Annotated in this window: 12 protein-coding genes and 1 pseudogene; 9 read left to right on the top strand and 4 right to left on the bottom strand. The window is 39.5% G+C overall.

Features of this window, described 5'->3' with window-relative positions; all coding sequences use genetic code 11:
• Both VB714_RS11120 and VB714_RS11115 read left to right on the top strand, forming a co-directional pair.
• Positions 1-1,217, top strand: a pseudogene (locus VB714_RS11120) (hypothetical protein); the annotation flags it as partial.
• Positions 1,218-1,353: 136 nt separating this feature from the next.
• The gene (locus VB714_RS11115; RefSeq protein ID WP_323224077.1) at positions 1,354-2,748 is read left to right on the top strand and encodes a hypothetical protein; all 1,395 of its coding nucleotides are present in this window, start codon (positions 1,354-1,356) and stop codon (positions 2,746-2,748) included.
• Between the two features lie 93 nt (positions 2,749-2,841).
• Here the strand turns inward: VB714_RS11115 and VB714_RS11110 are convergent, their stop codons facing one another.
• Positions 2,842-4,818: a M48 family metallopeptidase gene (locus VB714_RS11110; RefSeq protein ID WP_323224075.1), complete on the bottom strand. Its 1,977-nt coding sequence runs from the start codon at positions 4,816-4,818 to the stop codon at positions 2,842-2,844.
• Positions 4,819-5,127: 309 nt separating this feature from the next.
• On the opposite strand from VB714_RS11110, the gene VB714_RS11105 reads away from it, so the two are divergent.
• The 5 genes from VB714_RS11105 (at position 5,128) to VB714_RS11085 (ending at position 14,710) form a co-directional block, all read left to right on the top strand.
• The gene (locus VB714_RS11105) at positions 5,128-7,860 is read left to right on the top strand and encodes a UPF0182 family protein (RefSeq protein ID WP_323224073.1); all 2,733 of its coding nucleotides are present in this window, start codon (positions 5,128-5,130) and stop codon (positions 7,858-7,860) included.
• Between the two features lie 259 nt (positions 7,861-8,119).
• Positions 8,120-11,275, top strand: a complete 3,156-nt coding sequence (locus tag VB714_RS11100; RefSeq protein ID WP_323224071.1) for an alpha-mannosidase — start codon at positions 8,120-8,122, stop codon at positions 11,273-11,275.
• Between the two features lie 204 nt (positions 11,276-11,479).
• Complete coding sequence (hisIE, locus tag VB714_RS11095; RefSeq protein WP_323224069.1) at positions 11,480-12,121, top strand: bifunctional phosphoribosyl-AMP cyclohydrolase/phosphoribosyl-ATP diphosphatase HisIE; 642 nt, start codon at positions 11,480-11,482, stop codon at positions 12,119-12,121.
• Between the two features lie 118 nt (positions 12,122-12,239).
• Positions 12,240-13,625 carry a lipoxygenase family protein gene (locus tag VB714_RS11090; RefSeq protein ID WP_323224067.1) on the top strand — a complete coding sequence of 462 codons (1,386 nt, stop codon included), beginning with the start codon at positions 12,240-12,242 and terminating at the stop codon, positions 13,623-13,625.
• A 47-nt stretch (positions 13,626-13,672) separates the two neighbouring features.
• Positions 13,673-14,710, top strand: coding sequence for a hypothetical protein (locus VB714_RS11085; protein ID WP_323224064.1), 1,038 nt, complete (start codon positions 13,673-13,675; stop codon positions 14,708-14,710).
• A 164-nt stretch (positions 14,711-14,874) separates the two neighbouring features.
• Here VB714_RS11085 and VB714_RS11080 read toward each other — a convergent pair whose 3' ends face one another.
• The 3 genes from VB714_RS11080 to VB714_RS11070 all read right to left on the bottom strand — a co-directional run bounded on the left by VB714_RS11080 (position 14,875) and on the right by VB714_RS11070 (position 16,510).
• Positions 14,875-15,447, bottom strand: coding sequence for a Uma2 family endonuclease (locus tag VB714_RS11080; protein WP_323224062.1), 573 nt, complete (start codon positions 15,445-15,447; stop codon positions 14,875-14,877).
• Positions 15,448-15,707: 260 nt separating this feature from the next.
• A complete protein-coding gene (locus VB714_RS11075; protein ID WP_323224061.1) occupies positions 15,708-16,100 on the bottom strand; it encodes a hypothetical protein in 393 nt (130 codons plus the stop codon).
• Between the two features lie 5 nt (positions 16,101-16,105).
• Positions 16,106-16,510: a hypothetical protein gene (locus VB714_RS11070; protein ID WP_323224059.1), complete on the bottom strand. Its 405-nt coding sequence runs from the start codon at positions 16,508-16,510 to the stop codon at positions 16,106-16,108.
• Positions 16,511-16,747: 237 nt separating this feature from the next.
• On the opposite strand from VB714_RS11070, the gene VB714_RS11065 reads away from it, so the two are divergent.
• Positions 16,748-17,497 (top strand): hypothetical protein, encoded by a 750-nt coding sequence (locus VB714_RS11065; protein WP_323224057.1) that lies wholly within the window; start codon positions 16,748-16,750, stop codon positions 17,495-17,497.
• 307 nt (positions 17,498-17,804) lie between these two features.
• Positions 17,805-18,534, top strand: a 730-nt coding sequence (locus tag VB714_RS11060) for an IS4 family transposase (RefSeq protein WP_323224055.1), incomplete at its 3' end; no start/stop codon positions are given.

Raw genomic sequence — 18,534 nt, 5'->3', positions numbered from 1 at the left:
TAGATAAATTCAAAAAGAGTTCAACGAGCAAAATCCTTAAGATATTTGTTGACGAGAATATATTAATTAGTGATTTTGATAGAAATAGTAATCAAATAGGAGGAACTCTTGAAGTTGCTCACGAAAGTTTGTTGGGATACTTAGATCTCTTTGGTCTCAATATTGAAGAAATCAAGAAAGAAATGATTACCAAAAAATGGTTGGAAGAAGCAACTCAAAGATGGGTAATATTTAAAAAAAGTAACAATCTTAAGCAAGCTAATGATGAACTTTTAAGAGGTTATCGGCTCTTGGAAGTTTTGGATATAAGAGAAAAAAATGCTTTTAGAAAATTAGGAAAATTAGGAGATTTAACTCAAGAAGAAAATGATTATATTGATGAAAGTAAAAATGCAATAGACGCGAAAAAAAGAAGAAGAGCTATCTTAACATTCACATTTTTAAGTCTTGTTAGCTTATCTGTTGGCTTATCATGGTTACAACATCAGCAACAACAACAAACAGAGAGGTATCGCTTAATTCGAGATGCAGCACTGAATCTGACCACCCCAGAACTGGTAAAATCTTTAGCACCAAGACTGCCAAAATATCTCGAAATAGCTGATCGCGATCGCCAAAAAGGTAATATTGACAAAGCCCTCGCTGATTACCAATTTTTAGTTTCTTTAAAGAATCTTGAAGATCGAATTCAGAGAAAATCTCCAGAAGAACAAAAAAACTTTAAGGCTTTAAATCGAGAAAGAGCGATTGTAACAGCAACTGCTTCACAAGCAGAAATATTTTTAGCAGATGTTATTCAAGAACATCGATTGCCAAAACTTGAAGACGAATTGAGAAAAGGTAATTTTGGTATATTTAAAGGAAATGATTATTCTAAGTTTGAAGAACAGTCTACAGGTGCTTTAAAAATAACCTACATGATTCTAATGCGGGAATTTGGAGTTAACGCCGATCTAAATAATGATGGAGAAGTATTAGAAGGAGAAGAACAACTTATTCCCTGTGAAACTCTAGAACAAATTGAAAAATTATGGCGTAAATTTACAGAAAATCGTTGTGGTTTGTATGGTATGAATAATATAAACTGCCACGAATTTTATGAATCCTCTATAATTACAAACTTGATTATTCCATCATCATGGGCTGTAGTAGAAGATCGTATTACTAACCAATGCAAACTTATCTCATTATCCACAAAGGAGATTGGCAACGAATAAGCACAAAATTCAAGAAAATGTAACTCTAGCCCAAGGACTAACTTCAATGAAACCAAAAAAAAAGCAAAGCAAATCAACAAAGAATATTGTCTATTTCTTAGCAGTATTCATCCTCCCTACATCGGTATTTTTTCCAATGATGAGTAGTCTTGCTGAAATTCCCGACCATGCCAAAATTGACCAAATTGTAGGACCAAACGATTTGTCAATGCGTCGCGGAACACAACTAAGTCCAGTTCGCCGAGGTTCCTTGATCCGCAAAATTCAAGATGCGCTCATTTTATCAGCAACAGGACGAACCTTTGCAAAACTCGAGTTTTTCGACCGCTCTAATCGTTCTTTAGGATTGCAAATTCAAGCAGATACAAGAAACGAGTTAACGACACATTACTATTTTCCTTGCACGCTCAATGTTGGATATTCTGCTATAGCTCGATGGTTAAATAGAGCAACAAAAAAAACAGGTTGTGTAACAGGAATTCGAGTACAAGGATATGGTAGAACAAATGCTAAACTCCCTATGACTGGAGAAATTTATGCTTTAGAAAAATCTGGAGAAATTGAACAGTTACAAATTGCACAGCGATCGCGCCGTGGTTTCCAATATTACTGTAGCGTTGCCTCAGATTCTGGTGAATCATGGTTAAAGATTTCCCGTTCTAGCGATCCTTGTAAAGCTCCCCTGCAAGAATGTCAAACCAGTGGCGGAAGTGACTGCAAAGCTCTAACTCTCGATCGCTGGAGGATGGGAGAATTGGATATAACGGCGATCGTCACCTGTGAGAATAACCAACCGTTTACCGCTCGAGGTACAGGAGAAACAATGGAAGAAACTGCTCTAGAATTATGGGAAAGCGCTCGCGCTCAAGGTGCAACATATTGTAGTCTGCGAGTTATCGAACCCGGAGATATTATCGTTCCTCCCGAACCCAGCAATGAAGATACATTAGTACAAATTTATAATGTCGAGCCTTGTTTTGAAGTTCATGTCAATAAGGGTGCTGCCAGCGCGCGTTCGATTCAAAAACCCCAAGGTGTTTTTATCAAAAAGGGTCAAAAATATACCTATTGTCACCAACCTGAAGCGAATGAAGAAAATAATGGGATAAGTGCTGGAAATAGCAACGCAACCAATAATGGAACGAGTGATCGCACTGATTTCTACGATCATCTCGAACCTTTCGATAATTCAGTAGAATCGATTGAAGTTCAAGTTTTTCACGCTCGAGAACGCGGCTATCAACTTTGTAACCAACAGCAAGCCAGTGGGGGACAAGAAGGCGATCGCCGAACGATTCAATTGACTGCAACAGAAGGAATCATTCAAATTAATTATCAAATGTATGATGTTGAGGATCGATTACAAGTGATTTATGAAGGTCGCAATCTAATTGATACGGGATTCATATCAGGTCGAGATAAAATTTCGATGCCCTTTAAGGGTAATTCCGGCCAAGTTGAAGTCATTATTACAGGAAATACAGAAATAGACACAACAAAATGGGACTATACTCTGAAATGTCCTTTGTAGACTCGACTGTTTAAGATAGGTGTTGAAAACGAGTATAACTTTGCGCTTTCCTCGTTTTCAATTAGAGGTCGTTAAATTTTGAGCCAAACTTTGCTAAAAAGGAATACGAAAACGTCGATTCCCAGTTGTAATGACGAAATACAACTCTTGTTGCTTGGTATCGGGATTCCAGTTTTTACCAATGATCCAAACTTCCCCTTCTCGAGTTTCTCCCGGAAGAATATCGATATTTTCTGGGTCTTCAGAAAGAAGCGAGAATTTCGCCGAAATGCGATCGCCATTCTCATTCTGAATTGCTGCAAAAGGAAGGACGAATAAGAATGTCTCATCACTGCGATTCTCAATACTAAAACGAATGGTATATTGTCCATCAGGCTGAACTTCTGCACCATTGAGTTGAATTTTGACATCGTTGCGAATTTGCGAAGAAATCAGCGTGACAGGTCCTTCGGTTAGTGGAGGTGGAGTTTGAGTGGCTTCTCCGGATGGCAAATCGGATTCGGGAGTTCCTAATTCTGGCGCTATTCCTAAACCTTCCTCTTCCCGAACACCTCCAACTTCTTCTCCCTCAGTCTCTTCTTCAGCAACTTCTGGTTCTACAAACTCCCCGCTTAACTTCTGCTGAATTTTGCGATGTGTCTCGATCCCTTCGTAAGCATAGCGATTATAACCATTCCCCACAATCAAACTTTCGAGATAGCGAACTCGTTCCCTCGGGGCCGGGTGAGAACTTAATAGATTTGTTTCTCCTCCATTTTGTTGACGCAAGTGAACCATTGCATTTCGCAATCCATCAGCCGCATAACCCGATGCTGCCAATACACGAGTGCCTAAAATATCAGCTTGACGTTCATGTTCTCGACTGTATTTGGCATTGCTTATATCTGTCACAATATTGACAAGGGGAATTGTATCCCCCAATCGGTTGAGTAAACCAGATCGAGCCATATTCTGAAACCCGTGAGAAAGAGCAGCATGAGCAACTTCATGGGCAAGTATGCCCGCTAATTCTGCTTCGGAATTGGTTTGCAAAATTAGCCCCGTATGAACGACGACTTTCCCTCCCGGATAGACAAAAGCATTGAAGTTTGGATCTTGAATCACGTAGTATTCGTAATTAAAGTCTCGTCCCATATATTGAGTGAATTTTCCGGCAATCCCTTCAATATATTCGATAACTTCAGGATCCTCCACCAATTCTCCTTCTTCTTTGCGTTGTTCTACTAGGGATTCAACAGCAGCAGCCCCAAACTTTTCTTCTCCTTGTCCGAGGAAACTCAAAAGTTGGATTCCTGAAATCAGTTGGTTGGGATCTCTTGTAGCTATTAACTTTCCTAAATCAAAGATGAATGATATCCATGTATTACCTTCTACTTCGCGTTTGACTTTGCGTTGGTAGCGCTTGAGATAGTCATCAGCTAGAGTTGTTAGTTCAGAAATCTCTTCTGGATATATATCTTGATAAGTAATCGAAAACTGACGAGCAGCGATGGAAGCCTCTAAGAACATTTCTTGCGCTTCCATGATATCGAGTTTCTTATAGAGAAGATCGATATCTTCTGGGTAGAGTCTTGTAACGCGCTCCACGACTTGCGTGGCGTTTTTAGGAGAATCTTCACCAATTGCAAAATTTTCACAAAAAGCGCCATTTTCTAAGCACGCATCAGCCAATTTTAAATGAGCGGGAATAAATTCGGGATAGCTATCTGCCATGCGATGGAGAGAAGAAAACTTTTTGGTTGGCAGCCCTTGGGTAATCCCATCAAGAGCGTTTTGCCACAATCGCTGACCGCCCGATAGTGCGTCAATTTCGTAAACGGGATCGGGAATTTGACTGGGGGTAAAATCCGGTTCGGGAAAATCGGGTTTAGCTTGACGGTAAAGATTTTCTGCCTCTTGCCCCTTACCTTCAATAAATAAGCGATCGGCTTCTGCTAGGATTTGCTGGCGATCGCCTATTTCCTCATTTTGAGCGAGTTGCAACGGCACGGGTTTTGCGATGGCAAAACCCTTGTGAGCAAAAAGAGGAGCAATGAATAGAGGAAGTAAAGTAAGAGAACTTAGTCCCATTCTGCTGAAGGATATTCTAGGACAATTGTTGTTTAATTTCATAAACTCGGCGTAAAGACACTAAAGCAAAGAATCACTAAACACCAGTATATTAGAGAAAAATTTTCAAGTCTCGTATTTTAACATTTCTTTGTCTTGCAAGCTATAAAAATCTCATAAGTATTTTTTTGTTTTTATAAATTATCCTTGAATTTTATTGTTCTTGAACCCTTCTAATTGTCATCAGTACGGGTATGAGAGAAGAAAGGCCGCGATTTGGTAGCAGAGATGTCAAAATAGAAACAGGAAGGTCAGAATTAAGGGAGCTAGATGACTGTGGAACGTTTGCAGGGGAATAAAAGGAATAAGATGCGCTTGGGGATCAGAGGTTTACTACTCTTTCTAGCTTTAATTGTCTTGATTGGCTTAAACCCCGTCGTCCATGCCCTAACAGAGTTATGGTGGTTTGAAGCGGTTGGGTTTAGTGGCGTATTTTGGACTCTCTTGCTAGGGCGATCGCTATCTTGGGGCTTCTTTTTTCTAGTCTTTCTTGGCTTTCTGGGTTTTAATTATCGATTAGCCCGACACTTAACGAGAGAGAGAGATTTTCGGGCTTTCCCTGCGAGTAATGCTTATGATATTCCTCCCGATGCGGTACATCGGTTAGTTAATTTTCTGGCTATTGCAAGTATTGTTTTCTGCGCTTTAGTTGCGGCTGCAGCCAATACCGACACCTGGGAAACTGTCTTAAAATTGTTTCGGGGGACGGATTTTGCGATCGCAGACCCTATTTACGATCGCGATATTGGCTTTTATGTTTTTCAACTCCCTTTCTATCTGAGTTTGAGAAATGAACTATTTGCTTTATTTGGAGGTGCATTAGCCCTCTCTATTCCAATTTATGTTCTTAAAGGTAACATCGATCGCCGTCGAGGATGGAACAATTTATGCGCGGGTCAAGTTAAGGCACATTTGCTGAGTTTATCATCGGCGATCGCCCTCCTCATTGCTTTTAGTTATTGGTTACAACGCTATCAGCTTCTTTATTCCACAGAAGGGGTTGTTTTTGGCACCGGATATACGGATGTTCACACCCGCCAAATTGCTCTAGTTTTAATGAGCTTTTTAGCACTGACTCTCGCTGCTATTTTCTTATTTTCCATCAGTCAAAATCGTTTAACTTTGCCTTTATATTCCGTAGGAATATATATCATAATTGCGCTCATTTTTCAAGGCTTAATTCCTATCTTAGAACAGCAATTAGTCGTTGCTCCCAATGAACTGACCAAAGAGAAACCCTATATCCAACATAATATTGAATATACGCGAAAAGCCTACGGATTAGATCGGATTCAAACCCAACTCTATGCCGTTAAATCCAATTTGAATTTGCAAACCTTAGAAAACAATAAGACAACCATTGATAATATTCGCTTGTGGAATACTCGACCTCTCCTGAGTACCTACAAAGAACTCCAAGAAATTCGTCCTTATTATAATTTTAAAGGTGTCGATATCGATCGCTACATCCTCGATAAAACCTATCGTCAAGTGATGCTTTCCTTGCGAGAATTAGACTACAACCAAGTCCCCGCACAAGGTAAAACCTGGGTTAATCAACGCCTAAAATATACTCATGGTTATGGTTTGGTTATGAGTCCAGTCGATCGCGTCAGTCCAGAAGGTTTACCGCAATTATTAATTAAAGATATTCCCCCCATTTCAGAAACCGATCTAACCGTTGATCAACCGAGAATTTATTATGGCGAAAACACCGATCGCTATATCTTCACGGGGATGAGTACCGATGAATTTGACTATCCTCTCGGTCAAGAAAATGCCGCAAATCGTTATTCAGGTCAGGGGGGTGTTGCTATTCCTGGCTTTTTTCACCGTCTCGTTTATGCTTACCATTTCGGCAATTTAAAGATTCTCATCTCTGGGTATTTTACCCCAGAATCGCGCATTTTATACCATCGCCAAATCCGCGATCGCGTGCAGCGAATTGTCCCCTTTCTAACATTGGATCGAGATGCTTACCCAATTATTGTTGACGGGCGCTTAAAATGGATTATCGATGCTTATACAACGAGCGATCGCTATCCTTATTCAGAACCTTCTCCGGGAGGATTTAATTATATTCGCAATTCCGTCAAAATTGTTATCGATGCTTATGACGGAAACATACAATTTTTGGCAATAGATGAAGACGATCCAATCTTAAGCACTTATCGTCGTATATTCCCCCATCTTTTTCAATCTTCAGAAGCAATTCCCACCGCGATCGCCAGTCATTTTCGCTATCCCATCGACCTTTTTCAAGTTCAAGCAGCGAAGTATTTAACTTATCACATGATCGACCCTGAAGTATTTTACAACCGGGAAGATATGTGGGCAATTCCTCAGCAAATTTATGAAGATAAAGAAGAGAGAATGAATCCCTATTATGCGATCATGCGTCTTCCGCAATCAAAACAAGAAGAATTTGTTTTGATTTTACCTTTTACTCCCATTGAAAAATCAAATATGGTCGCTTGGATGGCTGCACGTTCCGATGGAGAAAACTATGGTAAAACTCTGGTCTATCAATTTTCTAAACAGCAACTTATTTTCGGACCGATGCAGCAAGAAGCACGGATCGATCAAAACCCCACGATTTCCGAACATTTGACCTTATGGAGTCAAAAAGGATCGAAAGTTATTCGGGGAGATTTATTGATTATTCCCATTGAAGATTCTTTACTTTACATCGAACCAGTTTACTTAAGAGCAGAAACAGGGCAATTACCAGAACTCAAACGAGTGATTGCAATTTACGATCAAAAAAGCGTCATGGAAAAGGATTTAAAATCTGCTTTAGCGGCACTTTTTGGCTCTTCCTCTTCAACTCCTTCTCAGCCACAAACTGGGAATGAAGATCGAATTCAATCTTCTCCCTTAGTTGAATCTGCTTTAGAAACCTATCAAAAAGCAGAAGAGGCTTTGCGATCGGGAAATTGGGCAGAATACGGGCGATTAAATGAAGAATTAGAGCAAATTCTGTTACGTTTGAATCGAGAGTAAAAAAAGGCGATCGTCAATTCTGGGATAGCTTGGCGATCGCAATTTTCAAAAGCCCAGTAGAGATGAAGGGCGATCGTTTGTGTCTTGCATGGATGCAAACGGACACCCTCTAGGCAATCGCGTTGGAGAGACGTTGCTGACAATAATGCTTGAAAGGTTTGGCTACTGCGATCGCTAAGAACCCATCCAAATAATTCCCGGTTTGAAGCGATCGCCTCCCTTGAGGTGTATAATCGAAACCGTATTGTTGGAGTGAGTGATGGAATTTGAGAAGATAATCGAGAAATTACACGCACTAACACAAGTAGACGTGCAGAATTGTTGGTCTGTTTTTGCTGAAGATTTTGAGATCGAGATCGATCGCTTCGGAAATCGATATTGTGGCGATCGCGCTGCTTCCAGTCGTATATTTTCACCCAATGAAAAGGGTTATTTAGTTTGGGAAGCAGGCAGAAAAGTACGTTGGTTAGTCCAAAAAATAACAATTCCTGATGCTTTGAATGGCTATCCTTTACAAAATTTAGCCTTGCGACTCTGTTTAACCTGGTGGAGTGAAGATACGCAAATTTTTGTGAATCAAAAGTTGGTTCAAGCTGGCGATTTATTCGATTCTTCTGCACGTATTCTCTTAACTGAAGCAGTGATTCCAGGGGAAACTTTTAATATTGCCATTCGTTTAATCAGTCCAGGTCATGATATTGGTGCATTAATGCGATCGCATTGTCTTTATGAATCTGCTTATGATGCGATCGATCCGGGTTTCGTTGCCAATGAATTAGCAGTATTGCATCAATATTTTACTCATTTTGAGCCAGATAAGCGAGAGATTTTTCTTGCAGAAATTGAGAAGATTGATTGGGGATGTGTTGGCGATCGCGATCGCTTTCATGATTCTCTCCAATCTCTCCGCCAAAAATTGCAACCTTTAGCAGCATCTCTCAAACAACGCTGTATTAAAATGATGGGTCACGCTCATCTCGATATGGCTTGGTTATGGGAACAAAAGGAAACCTATCAGGTTGCAAAAAGAACTTTTACATCAGTTTTAAACCTACAAAAAGACTTTCCCGATCTAACATTTTGTCATACAAGCCCCGCTCTTTATGAATGGATAGAAAAACATCATCCGAAGCTATTTTCAGCCATTCTAGAAGCAATTAAAGCCGGATCGTGGGAATCTTTAGGAGGGATGTGGGTCGAACCAGAAGTGAATTTACCCTCTGGAGAATCTCTAGTTCGACAATTACTTTATGGACAGGGTTACACTCGTGAAAAATTCGGCGAGATAAGCAAGGTTGCTTGGTTAACCGACAGTTTTGGCTTTTGTTGGCAACTTCCCCAAATGTTAAAACAAGCAGGAATTGAGTATTTTGTTACCCAAAAACTGCGCTGGAATGACAGTACAGAATTTCCGCATGAGTTGTTTTGGTGGCAATCTCCTGACGGCACAAAACTATTAACTTTAATGTCTCCTCCCAATATTACAGGAGTCATGGATACGAATCCCATTACTATTACTAATTTCGCGGTTGATTGGGAGAAAAAAACAGGAATTAAAGATGTTTTTTGGTTGCCAGGAGTCGGAGATCATGGTGGCGGTCCAACTCGCGATATGTTAGAAGTCAAGCAACGCTGGGATTCTTCTCCTTTCTTCCCTAAAATTGAGTTTACTACGGCAAAGCAATATCTGGATTCTCTGCAAGATTCTCCTGGGATATTACCAACATGGAATGATGAATTATATTTAGAATTGCATCGCGGTGTTTATACGACTCATGCCGATCAAAAATACTTTAACCGTCGTTGTGAAGGATTATTATATGAAGCGGAATTGTTTGCAACTCTCGCAAAAATAATCAATAATTCTGACTATCCTCAAACAGCCATAGAAAACGCATGGAAGCAAGTGCTATTTAATCAGTTTCATGATATTTTACCCGGTACTTCGATTCCTGAAGTCTTTGTGACAGCTAACCAAGAATGGAAAGCGGCGATCGCAACAGGAGAGAAAGTTTTATCAGATGCTTTAGAGGCGATCGCCGAATCTATTTCTTACCCAGATCCTCCTTTCCCCAATGCGAAACCGATTCTTGTTTTTAATTCTCTCAATTGGAGGCGATCGCAAGTTGTTTCCTTGCAAATTCCTTCAGAAAATTGGCAAGTTTGCGATCGACAAGGAAATTTGCTCAAATCTCAATTAATATCCTGTAGAGATATTCAATTGAATGTCCCTACAGATGGGAGGAAAATTTTACTATTCTTGGCTGAAAATATTCCCTCAATTGGTTATCGATTATTTTGGCTGATACCCGTCACCCGTCACTCATCACCCCTTGAGGAACAAAAAATAGAAAATAAGGAAGAATATGTTTTAGAAAATAATATTTTACGGGTAGAAGTCGATCCAGAAACGGGAGAATTAGACCGTGTTTTTGATAAAATCAATCAGCGAGAAGTTTTACAGGGAAAAGGCAATCAACTACAAGCATTTAAAGAAGAGAGACAATATTGGGATGCGTGGAATATAGACCCCAATTATCAACAAAATTCTTTACCTTCCGCAAAACTTGAATCTATTGAATGGTTAGACTGTGGAGAAGTGCGATCGCGTCTCCGAGTTGTTCGTAAAATCAATCACTCTACATTCTCTCAAGATTATATTCTCGATCTTGATTCTCCCTATTTAAAAATAGAAACTCATGCAGATTGGCAAGAAACTCATGTTCTTATTAAAGCCGCATTTCCCCTTAACTTAGAAGCAGATTTTGCGACTTATGAAATTCCCTGCGGTGCAATTTCTCGGACAACTAAACCCAAAACTGACGCAGAAAAAGCAAAATGGGAAGTGCCTGCCTTAAAATGGGCAGATTTGGGAGATAATGATTATGGGGTTAGCTTATTAAATGATTGTAAATATGGTTATGATAGTAGCCCCAATTGCTTGCGTTTAACCCTATTAAAAAGCCCCGTTTGGCCAGATCCACAAGCCGATCGCGGTCAACATCATTTTACCTATTGTTTGTATCCTCATCGCGATTCTTGGCAGGTTGCAGAGACAGTCCGTAAGGGATATGAATTGAATTTACCTTTGATTGTGCGAGAATGGAAAAATCAAGAAAAACCCAACCAGAATCACAAACTTTTCTCAGAAGGAAGTTTATTAAATTTATCCGCTAAAAATCTTATTCTCATGGCACTTAAACCTAGTGAGAACGATCTCGAAACTTATATTCTGCGCTGTTATGAATGTCATGGAAAAGATGCACAAATCGAAATGAAAGGAGAATTAAACTTGGCGATCGCCTCTTCTACCAATCTTCTTGAAATCTCTCAAAGCGATCGGGATCTACAATTCATTTCTCCCTGGCAGATCAAAACATTGAAAGTCCGAAATTTACATTCTTTACTTAAGTGATGATTCTAACCACAAATTAATGCCTCTCCCAATCTTTCCACACATTCTGTAAACCGTTCGATATTGTTATCTGGCTTGACTTTTGGGATGCGTAGTGCTACGTTCTGGGAGTGCATAGTTGTCTAAACTAGGGTTGTTCTGTAAGATTTTAAATCAAACCGGAACGCCTAGATTAAAACTTTCCCATACCCATTTAAGCAAACAATGAGCGCTTCTTCTTTCAGCCAAGCCATTCCCATCGAAACCATTAAATTTAACGATCGCGGCCTCGTCCCAGCGATCGCCCAAGATTATCTTGATGGTACCGTCTTAATGATGGCATGGATGAACCGGGAATCCTTGCAGAAAACCCTCGAAACTGGAGAAGTGTGGTACTGGAGTCGATCGCGTCAAGAATTGTGGCATAAAGGGGCAACTTCGGGGCATATCCAAAAAGTTCGCTCTCTGCGTTACGATTGCGATAGCGATGCCCTCTTGGTTACGATCGAACAGATTGGCGATATTGCCTGTCATACGGGGGAAAGAAGCTGTTTTCACCAAGGGGCAGGGAAAAAGCAAACACCCCCCGCAGATACTCTCTCGGGATTGTACGGCACAATTTGCGATCGCCGGGATAATCCCAACGAAAATTCTTATACTTGCAAACTCTTAGCTGGAGGGGATAATAAAATCTTGAAAAAGATCGGTGAAGAAGGTGCAGAAGTAGTCATGGCCTGTAAAGATGATGATGCCGATGCGATCGCCTCGGAAGTGGCTGACTTATTCTATCATACCCTCGTTGCCCTGGCTCACCATAACGTCGATATTCGCGATGTTTATCGCAAACTGGATGAAAGAAGACGATAAATAATACCTAGGATTAATGCCTAGGATTTCCATTTCCTTAAAAATCCTAAAAAAATCGTTAGTTGAGAAAAAATACTCCTAGTATTGACTACAAATTTCACAACTTTACTTTAAACAGATGAACCCATCATCCAGCAATCCCAAAGAACGTTTTAAATATTACGGTACTCCTGGTAAAGATTTTCCTCGTTTTGATGTTGATCGTCCCTTACCGGAAGAAGTCGAACCTACCCCCAGATATGAGGCTCATGTCGGGCTACAGGCTTTTCCCACCTTACCACTCATTCCCGTCTTGGGTTGGGCATTTTCGGGACTCACTAAAAAATTGGGCTTTCGCAGCATGGCCGGACCTCTTTTACAAACTTGGATGCCTGCTAACTTAAGTCGCCTGCATCCAGATAAGTTCAGCGATGAATACTTTGTGGAACGGCGGTTAAATGGCTTTAATCCGGGGAAATTAAACCGGGTTGAAGGGAAAGAATGGCAATATTCTGTGTATTATAAAACCGGACGCTATCAAGCGGAACCGGGGGGACTCCTGCCTGAGTATAGTGAGGCTCGTTTTCTGCTGCGCGATCGCGCCCTGCACGTTCATTCCATTAAGTATTGCCTGAAAGGCCAAGATATTACCTGTTTTCCCACAGACGGGAAATCCTGGGAGGACGCTAAATATTATTTTCGTAGTGCCGAGTATGTCTTTCAAGAAATTCAATCTCACTTGGGTCGAACTCACATGAATATGGATCAATATGCGATGGCATTCTATCGCAATATTAAAAAAAGTCCGATTCGCAAGTTATTGTGGCCTCACTTTGAAGGTTTGATTAATATTGATAAGAAAGGAGCATCACTCATTATTGGAGGTACGGGGTTTATTCCAGAAGCCTCCGCCTTAAGTGCAGACAGTGTAGATGGGGTTCTCATCGAAGAAATTGCTATGTTAAGCTATCATTGGTCCCCAGCAGAGCAATTCCTCCCGGATATTATTGATAATAATCATTTCGATCGCGCCGCCCTTGCCGTCTGGGAATTATTGACAAAATACGTTAGTGATTTTTGCGTGAATAACCAGCGAGAAATTCAAAACTACTGGTCTGAAATTGAGGGAATGTCGGAAGATTTGGTGACTCATTCTATTCTGAAGCCAGAATATGGCACCCTAGAGATTAAGAATCAAGAAGATTTACAACAACTTTGTGTTTATGTACTCTATCACTGCATCTTCTTTCATTCTTGGGTGAATAATAAACAATATGAAGATGGGGGCGATATCGAATATGCGGCGATCGGACTGTGGGATAAAGAAGACCCCAAATACGACCCTAAAATTGAGCAAAAAAGACATGATGCTCAAGTTAAACTTATGTGGATTTTAGCCAATGTTCGTTATAATCCTGCTATTGAGTTTGCACCGCTTCCTCTAAAGAAACTACTTTGGGAATATCGCGATCGCATTGAACCTGGCATTCCTTTGGGATGGCTCATGATGAGTATCAATATTTAATTTAAGGACAAAGCGAAAATGTTTTTTAATCATGGAGATCGCGATCGATGAAGAAAATTTGGGAAACGATTCTGTTCTTTTTTTATACGATCGCCCTCGGTTTGCTGTTTATTTTGGCAGCTTTTAAAAAAAAAGGACGCGCTACCCATAAATATGGTGTAGGAGGTGCAGGAACTTTAACCGTAGTCGATCGCCCAGAATTCCCAGAACATGAGTTTTGGCAAGCAGGAAAAGAGTTTCCTTTAAGGCTGCGACACGGTACAGTTACTTTTGAAGATGATGCCGCAATGGACATTCGTAGTGCTTCTCTCAAACTCAGCGATCGCGAAGAAGAAAGCCCTCTTGATATTATTATGAATACGGGACCGCGAACTTTTCGCCACATGACAGACTTCTGGAATTTTACCCTGGCATCGGTCAAGGGTAAAGGAGAAGATGAACCCGTCAGTTCTAAAGGACTTGAGGCTTATTGTCAAAGCGATCGCGAATTTAAAGAGATTTTTGCGGAAACTATGCGACGGGCTCCCGACTCTTTTAGTCAGATTTATTATGACTCAAAGTTAGTCAATTATTTTACAGCCAAAGATGGGAAAATCCGCTATGTTAAATATCGTTTGATTCCAGGCGATCGCGGCATAGATTCTGGGGTTGTATCGGGGGAAGATTGGGAAAAACCTTGGCTGCAAAAGCGTCGTCCCGATGAAACAAGACCTATTGATTATCTCCGCAAAGAATATGTGGAAAAATTATCTCGAGAACCGATTATTTATCATCTCCAATTGCGCTTGCATGAGGATATGGAGGGGGATAAAACCGAGATTTTTACCCAAACTCGAGAGTGGAGTCAAGAAACATCCCCTTGGCTGGATTTAGCCACAGTAAAGATCGATCGCGCTCTTTCTTTTGAGGAAAACGAGAAGTTGTCTTTTAATATTGGCAGACAACCGGATTCTTTAGGGGCTGTAGAAGGGTATTCCGCAAAAGATCCCAACTCAGTCAATGCAACTCGCATTCGGGTTTATGGATTATCTCTAGCTGTCAGGAGTTTTATCTACAAAAAAAGCGGCGAGTTTAAGCAGAACTAAATTACCTTGTTACTGGATGGGAATTGCTCATTATTATGCGATCGCGCTCTCAGGAGAACAAAAGCAAAACTCGTCCAGTACAATGATAGAGATGTATTTATGGCGATCGCACGCATTCCTATCATTTTAGCAAGTCTCAACAAACGCGATCGTATCTTTTCTCTTCACCAAATTTTGGCTAACTTTAAAATGAATCCGGGTAATAAATTCTCTCCTGACAGTGTAGAAGGATTGTTTAAAACTTCTACCTCTTTATCTTGTCGATAAATTTCTACCCGTCTTGTTTTTCGATTAATAAGCCATCCCAATTTTGCACCATTATCCAAATATTCTTGCATTTTTTGTTGAGTTGCTTTTAATGAATCGCTAGGAGACATTAACTCAACCACAAAATCCGGACAAAGTGGCAAAAACTTTTGACGTTGTTTGGGAAGAAGTGCATTCCATTTTTCTATAGGAATCCATGCAGCATCTGGTGCGCGATCTGCACCATTAGGTAAGGTAAAACCTGTTGCATTATCAAAGGGAATTCCCGTTTCATCTTCGTCTGACCAATTGAATAATTGTTGTATGATTTTTCCATTACGATTTCCTGTTTCTCCTCCTGTCGGTGACATAATTACTAAATCTCCATTAGCATTGCGTTCAAAGCAAAGATTTTTGTTTTTAATACATAGCTGATAATATTGATCGTCAGTCAGATTTACGGTTTTTAGGTCGAGAGTCAAATTAGTCATCTTAACTCCTAGTATTATGAGACAATATGGGGGCTATTTGTATTATAGCCACTTTCAAAACCAATCTTTTCAGCAGATGCGATCGCGCTCAATCTGATTAGCGTCTAAAATAGGAGAAATTCCTTAGCGATCGCAATCCCAAGCGATCGCCACTCCAATCTCAACAGTTTTCAAGGCGATCGAACCGAAAAAACAACCTCAAAGAAAAAGCGCCAGAAAACTTAAATATTAGTTTTCAATAATCTATTTCATTAGAAAAATTAGGTATCGGGATGTGTAAACCAACGATCTTTATATTGATCACCCAATCGAAATAAATCATCTTCTGCTGCTTCTGTGTCATAATAATTTGAGCGAAATTTACCCATAGCTACAACGTATTGTGAAAGCATCAAAACAACATCGCTATTCTGCGGAATATTATCTTCATCAATCAAATCAAGAAATTGAAGAGATTTCTCTTCCTCAAGAACTTTGCGACAACTCTCCAGAAGTCGATTGACCATTTTTACTTTATTGATGCTAAGTGCTGTATCTGGTTTCTTCTTACTTAGCTCCTTAAATTCATCAGTCATATCCTCAAGAAAAGGTCTAACTAATTGATACAGAGCTACCTTTTCTTGAGTTGTGTACTGTTGACTTGAATCCTTCATAAAAGTTATGTTCTAAGCCTTTTGGGTGTTGTTGTATTAATGTAAATTAAACCATTTTCATCACCCTCTTCCACATTCTCAGCATCCACAGCCCAATACCAGAAGCTACCACGCTTCATTATACTATCTGCACGAAACTTTTCAAAGCATTGTAGGTATTGAGCGAGCATAAAAACCATATCGCTGTTTTGAGGTATGTCATCTAAATCAAACTCAAAAAAATCAGGAAAAGGGCGATATTTCTCACCAAGAAACTCATTAGATTGGTTGAGCAGTTGATTGATAAATTTGAGCTTAAATTTATTTACTGCATCGCCCGGAGATTTTTTTGAAAGAATAGACAACTCATCATAAACGCCTTGAAGTTGACCGAAAAGTTGTTCAAACTCATCAACATCTTTTTGCTTCACGTTCCTTAACTTTGTGATAGAGGTACTAAAAGACTAACCTAAAGGCTAGGATATCAGCTAGACAACGATTTTGTCAAGAGAGTTCTCAAACAAGCAGCACAGCACGCCTTGCAAATCATAAGAACTGGTTTCAGATAAAAAATAAATGCAAGATTTTAGAATCGCAGTAATTCTTATAGCTATATTCAGAAGAATATTTTATAATATAGGATATAATGCCTGATTTTTCTTAAGTATATGACAATCATAAAACCAAGGATTACTGACTATCATAGCATCGATGCAGTTCAATCAAAGCTCGACTTTGCAATTCCCTTCCTTGATGAAGATATTCCACTCTATGTAGATCCTTTTCTTTTGTGGAAATCTCCTTCACAACAGGATCAAGCTCTTCATACATCATTGATTAATGCTTTTAACCATCTAAATTTTTTGATACGCAAGGAAAAACACCATCAAGCACAGAATCAACTTATTCTTGCTTCTGAATGTAACGAGGTTGGATTAGGTCTTTCCAAGAAACGCAAGGGGTTAAGAATTGGAACTGAAAAAGCGAATGAAATCCTTTCTCTTTTTGAAACAATTCCAGAATATGGGAAATATGGTTTCACCCACTTTGAGGAAATTCAACTCTATGTAAATGGGATAGCAAAAGATCGCATTAGTGATATTTGCTGCAATTTCATTAAATGTTTTCTTATTGATTTTACTATCCAAGAATGTGAAGAAATTGGAATCCCTCTTGAAAAAACTGTATTACCTTCACTTTATAATTATCGAGATAATCAATTTGTTCTAGATTACGAAACTAATTTACCCGTTAATCCAGAAACAAAAGAACCAATTATTTTTGTTCCCAAAAGATGGCTTAGATTTTCCCCTTGGATAAATTTTGAAGACTATTTTAAAGAATACTGTCCTCGTGATGAAATATTTAATCCGAGAGAACCCGAAGAGCGTGTCAAAGTCTTAAAATTCAACACTTGAGGGGTGACAAGGGGGCTGAAAGGCAAAGAGGACAAGGAATTTGGCAAATGTCCTCAAAAAAGAATAGAGTTGTCTGGTGCAGACAACTCAAAAAAGAAATGTTCCCTGAATTATACCAAAAAGTCATTGAGATTCATCTAAATGAAAGTCAACGCCTAACGTTGCAATTGTTGATAATGCTTTTGCAAAGCCACAGAAATGTGAGATTGTCACAATTAGCAGAACTATTTCCCCAGCCGATAAAATATGAAAGCGGTTGAGGGACGGTGAGGTTTCCTCACCGTGTCCAATCAACCAAGAGAGTCGAGTGCGAAACTTGCAAAGATTTTTAAATTTGCCTCAACTGAGTGTAAAACTGTTATGGTTTCCGATTCTTAAAAAATGGATAAAAACAGAATATCGACAGAGAACAGTAAATCGAAAACAAAGAAGAATAGCGAAAAAATTAAAATTGATTCATCAAGGATATCTTCTGTTAGCCCTGGATAGAACTCAATGGAAAGAGAGAAATATAATGATGTTAAGTTTGGTGTGGGGAAAGCACGCTATTCCGGTCTATTGGGAAATATTAGAGCAGAAAGGAAATAGCAATTTAAGTCAACAAAAAATGATAATATCCCCCGTATTACACTTTCTTCATCATTATCCAATAGTCGTATTAGGAGACCGAGAATTTCATAGTATAAAATTGGCAAAGTGGTTGGAGAAGAAGGGTGTAGACTTTGCTTTACGTCAAAAGAAAAATACTTATATCGCCGATGATAAACAAATTTATCTGGCACTTAAAGATATAGAAATTAAACCGGGACAATCCTATTTTTATGAAAATATTAGTTGTACCAAAGCCCATTGTTTGGGTAACTTTAATGTCGGGGTTTATTGGAAAAGAAAATATCGAGGGAAGACGCAACAAAAAGACCCTTGGTATATCTTAACAACTTTACCAAACTTGGAGTTAACCTTATCCTTTTATCGAGCTAGATGGAGCATTGAAACGATGTTCAAAGATTGTAAAACGGGTGGTTATAATCTGGAAA

The organism is Spirulina sp. 06S082, assembly GCF_034932145.1.
In the GTDB taxonomy this organism is placed as follows: Bacteria; Cyanobacteriota; Cyanobacteriia; order Cyanobacteriales; family Spirulinaceae; genus CCY15215.
Note: the sequence above shows the minus strand (reverse complement) of the source record. Positions and strands in the feature narration are given on the sequence as shown.

Coding starts and splice junctions, on each gene's coding strand:
- VB714_RS11115 (WP_323224077.1), top strand. CDS start 1,354: ATGATGAGTAGTCTTGCTGAAATTCCCGACCATGCCAAAATTGACCAA.
- VB714_RS11110 (WP_323224075.1), bottom strand. CDS start 4,818: ATGGGACTAAGTTCTCTTACTTTACTTCCTCTATTCATTGCTCCTCTT.
- VB714_RS11105 (WP_323224073.1), top strand. CDS start 5,128: ATGACTGTGGAACGTTTGCAGGGGAATAAAAGGAATAAGATGCGCTTG.
- VB714_RS11100 (WP_323224071.1), top strand. CDS start 8,120: ATGGAATTTGAGAAGATAATCGAGAAATTACACGCACTAACACAAGTA.
- hisIE (WP_323224069.1), top strand. CDS start 11,480: ATGAGCGCTTCTTCTTTCAGCCAAGCCATTCCCATCGAAACCATTAAA.
- VB714_RS11090 (WP_323224067.1), top strand. CDS start 12,240: ATGAACCCATCATCCAGCAATCCCAAAGAACGTTTTAAATATTACGGT.
- VB714_RS11085 (WP_323224064.1), top strand. CDS start 13,673: ATGAAGAAAATTTGGGAAACGATTCTGTTCTTTTTTTATACGATCGCC.
- VB714_RS11080 (WP_323224062.1), bottom strand. CDS start 15,447: ATGACTAATTTGACTCTCGACCTAAAAACCGTAAATCTGACTGACGAT.
- VB714_RS11075 (WP_323224061.1), bottom strand. CDS start 16,100: ATGAAGGATTCAAGTCAACAGTACACAACTCAAGAAAAGGTAGCTCTG.
- VB714_RS11065 (WP_323224057.1), top strand. CDS start 16,748: ATGACAATCATAAAACCAAGGATTACTGACTATCATAGCATCGATGCA.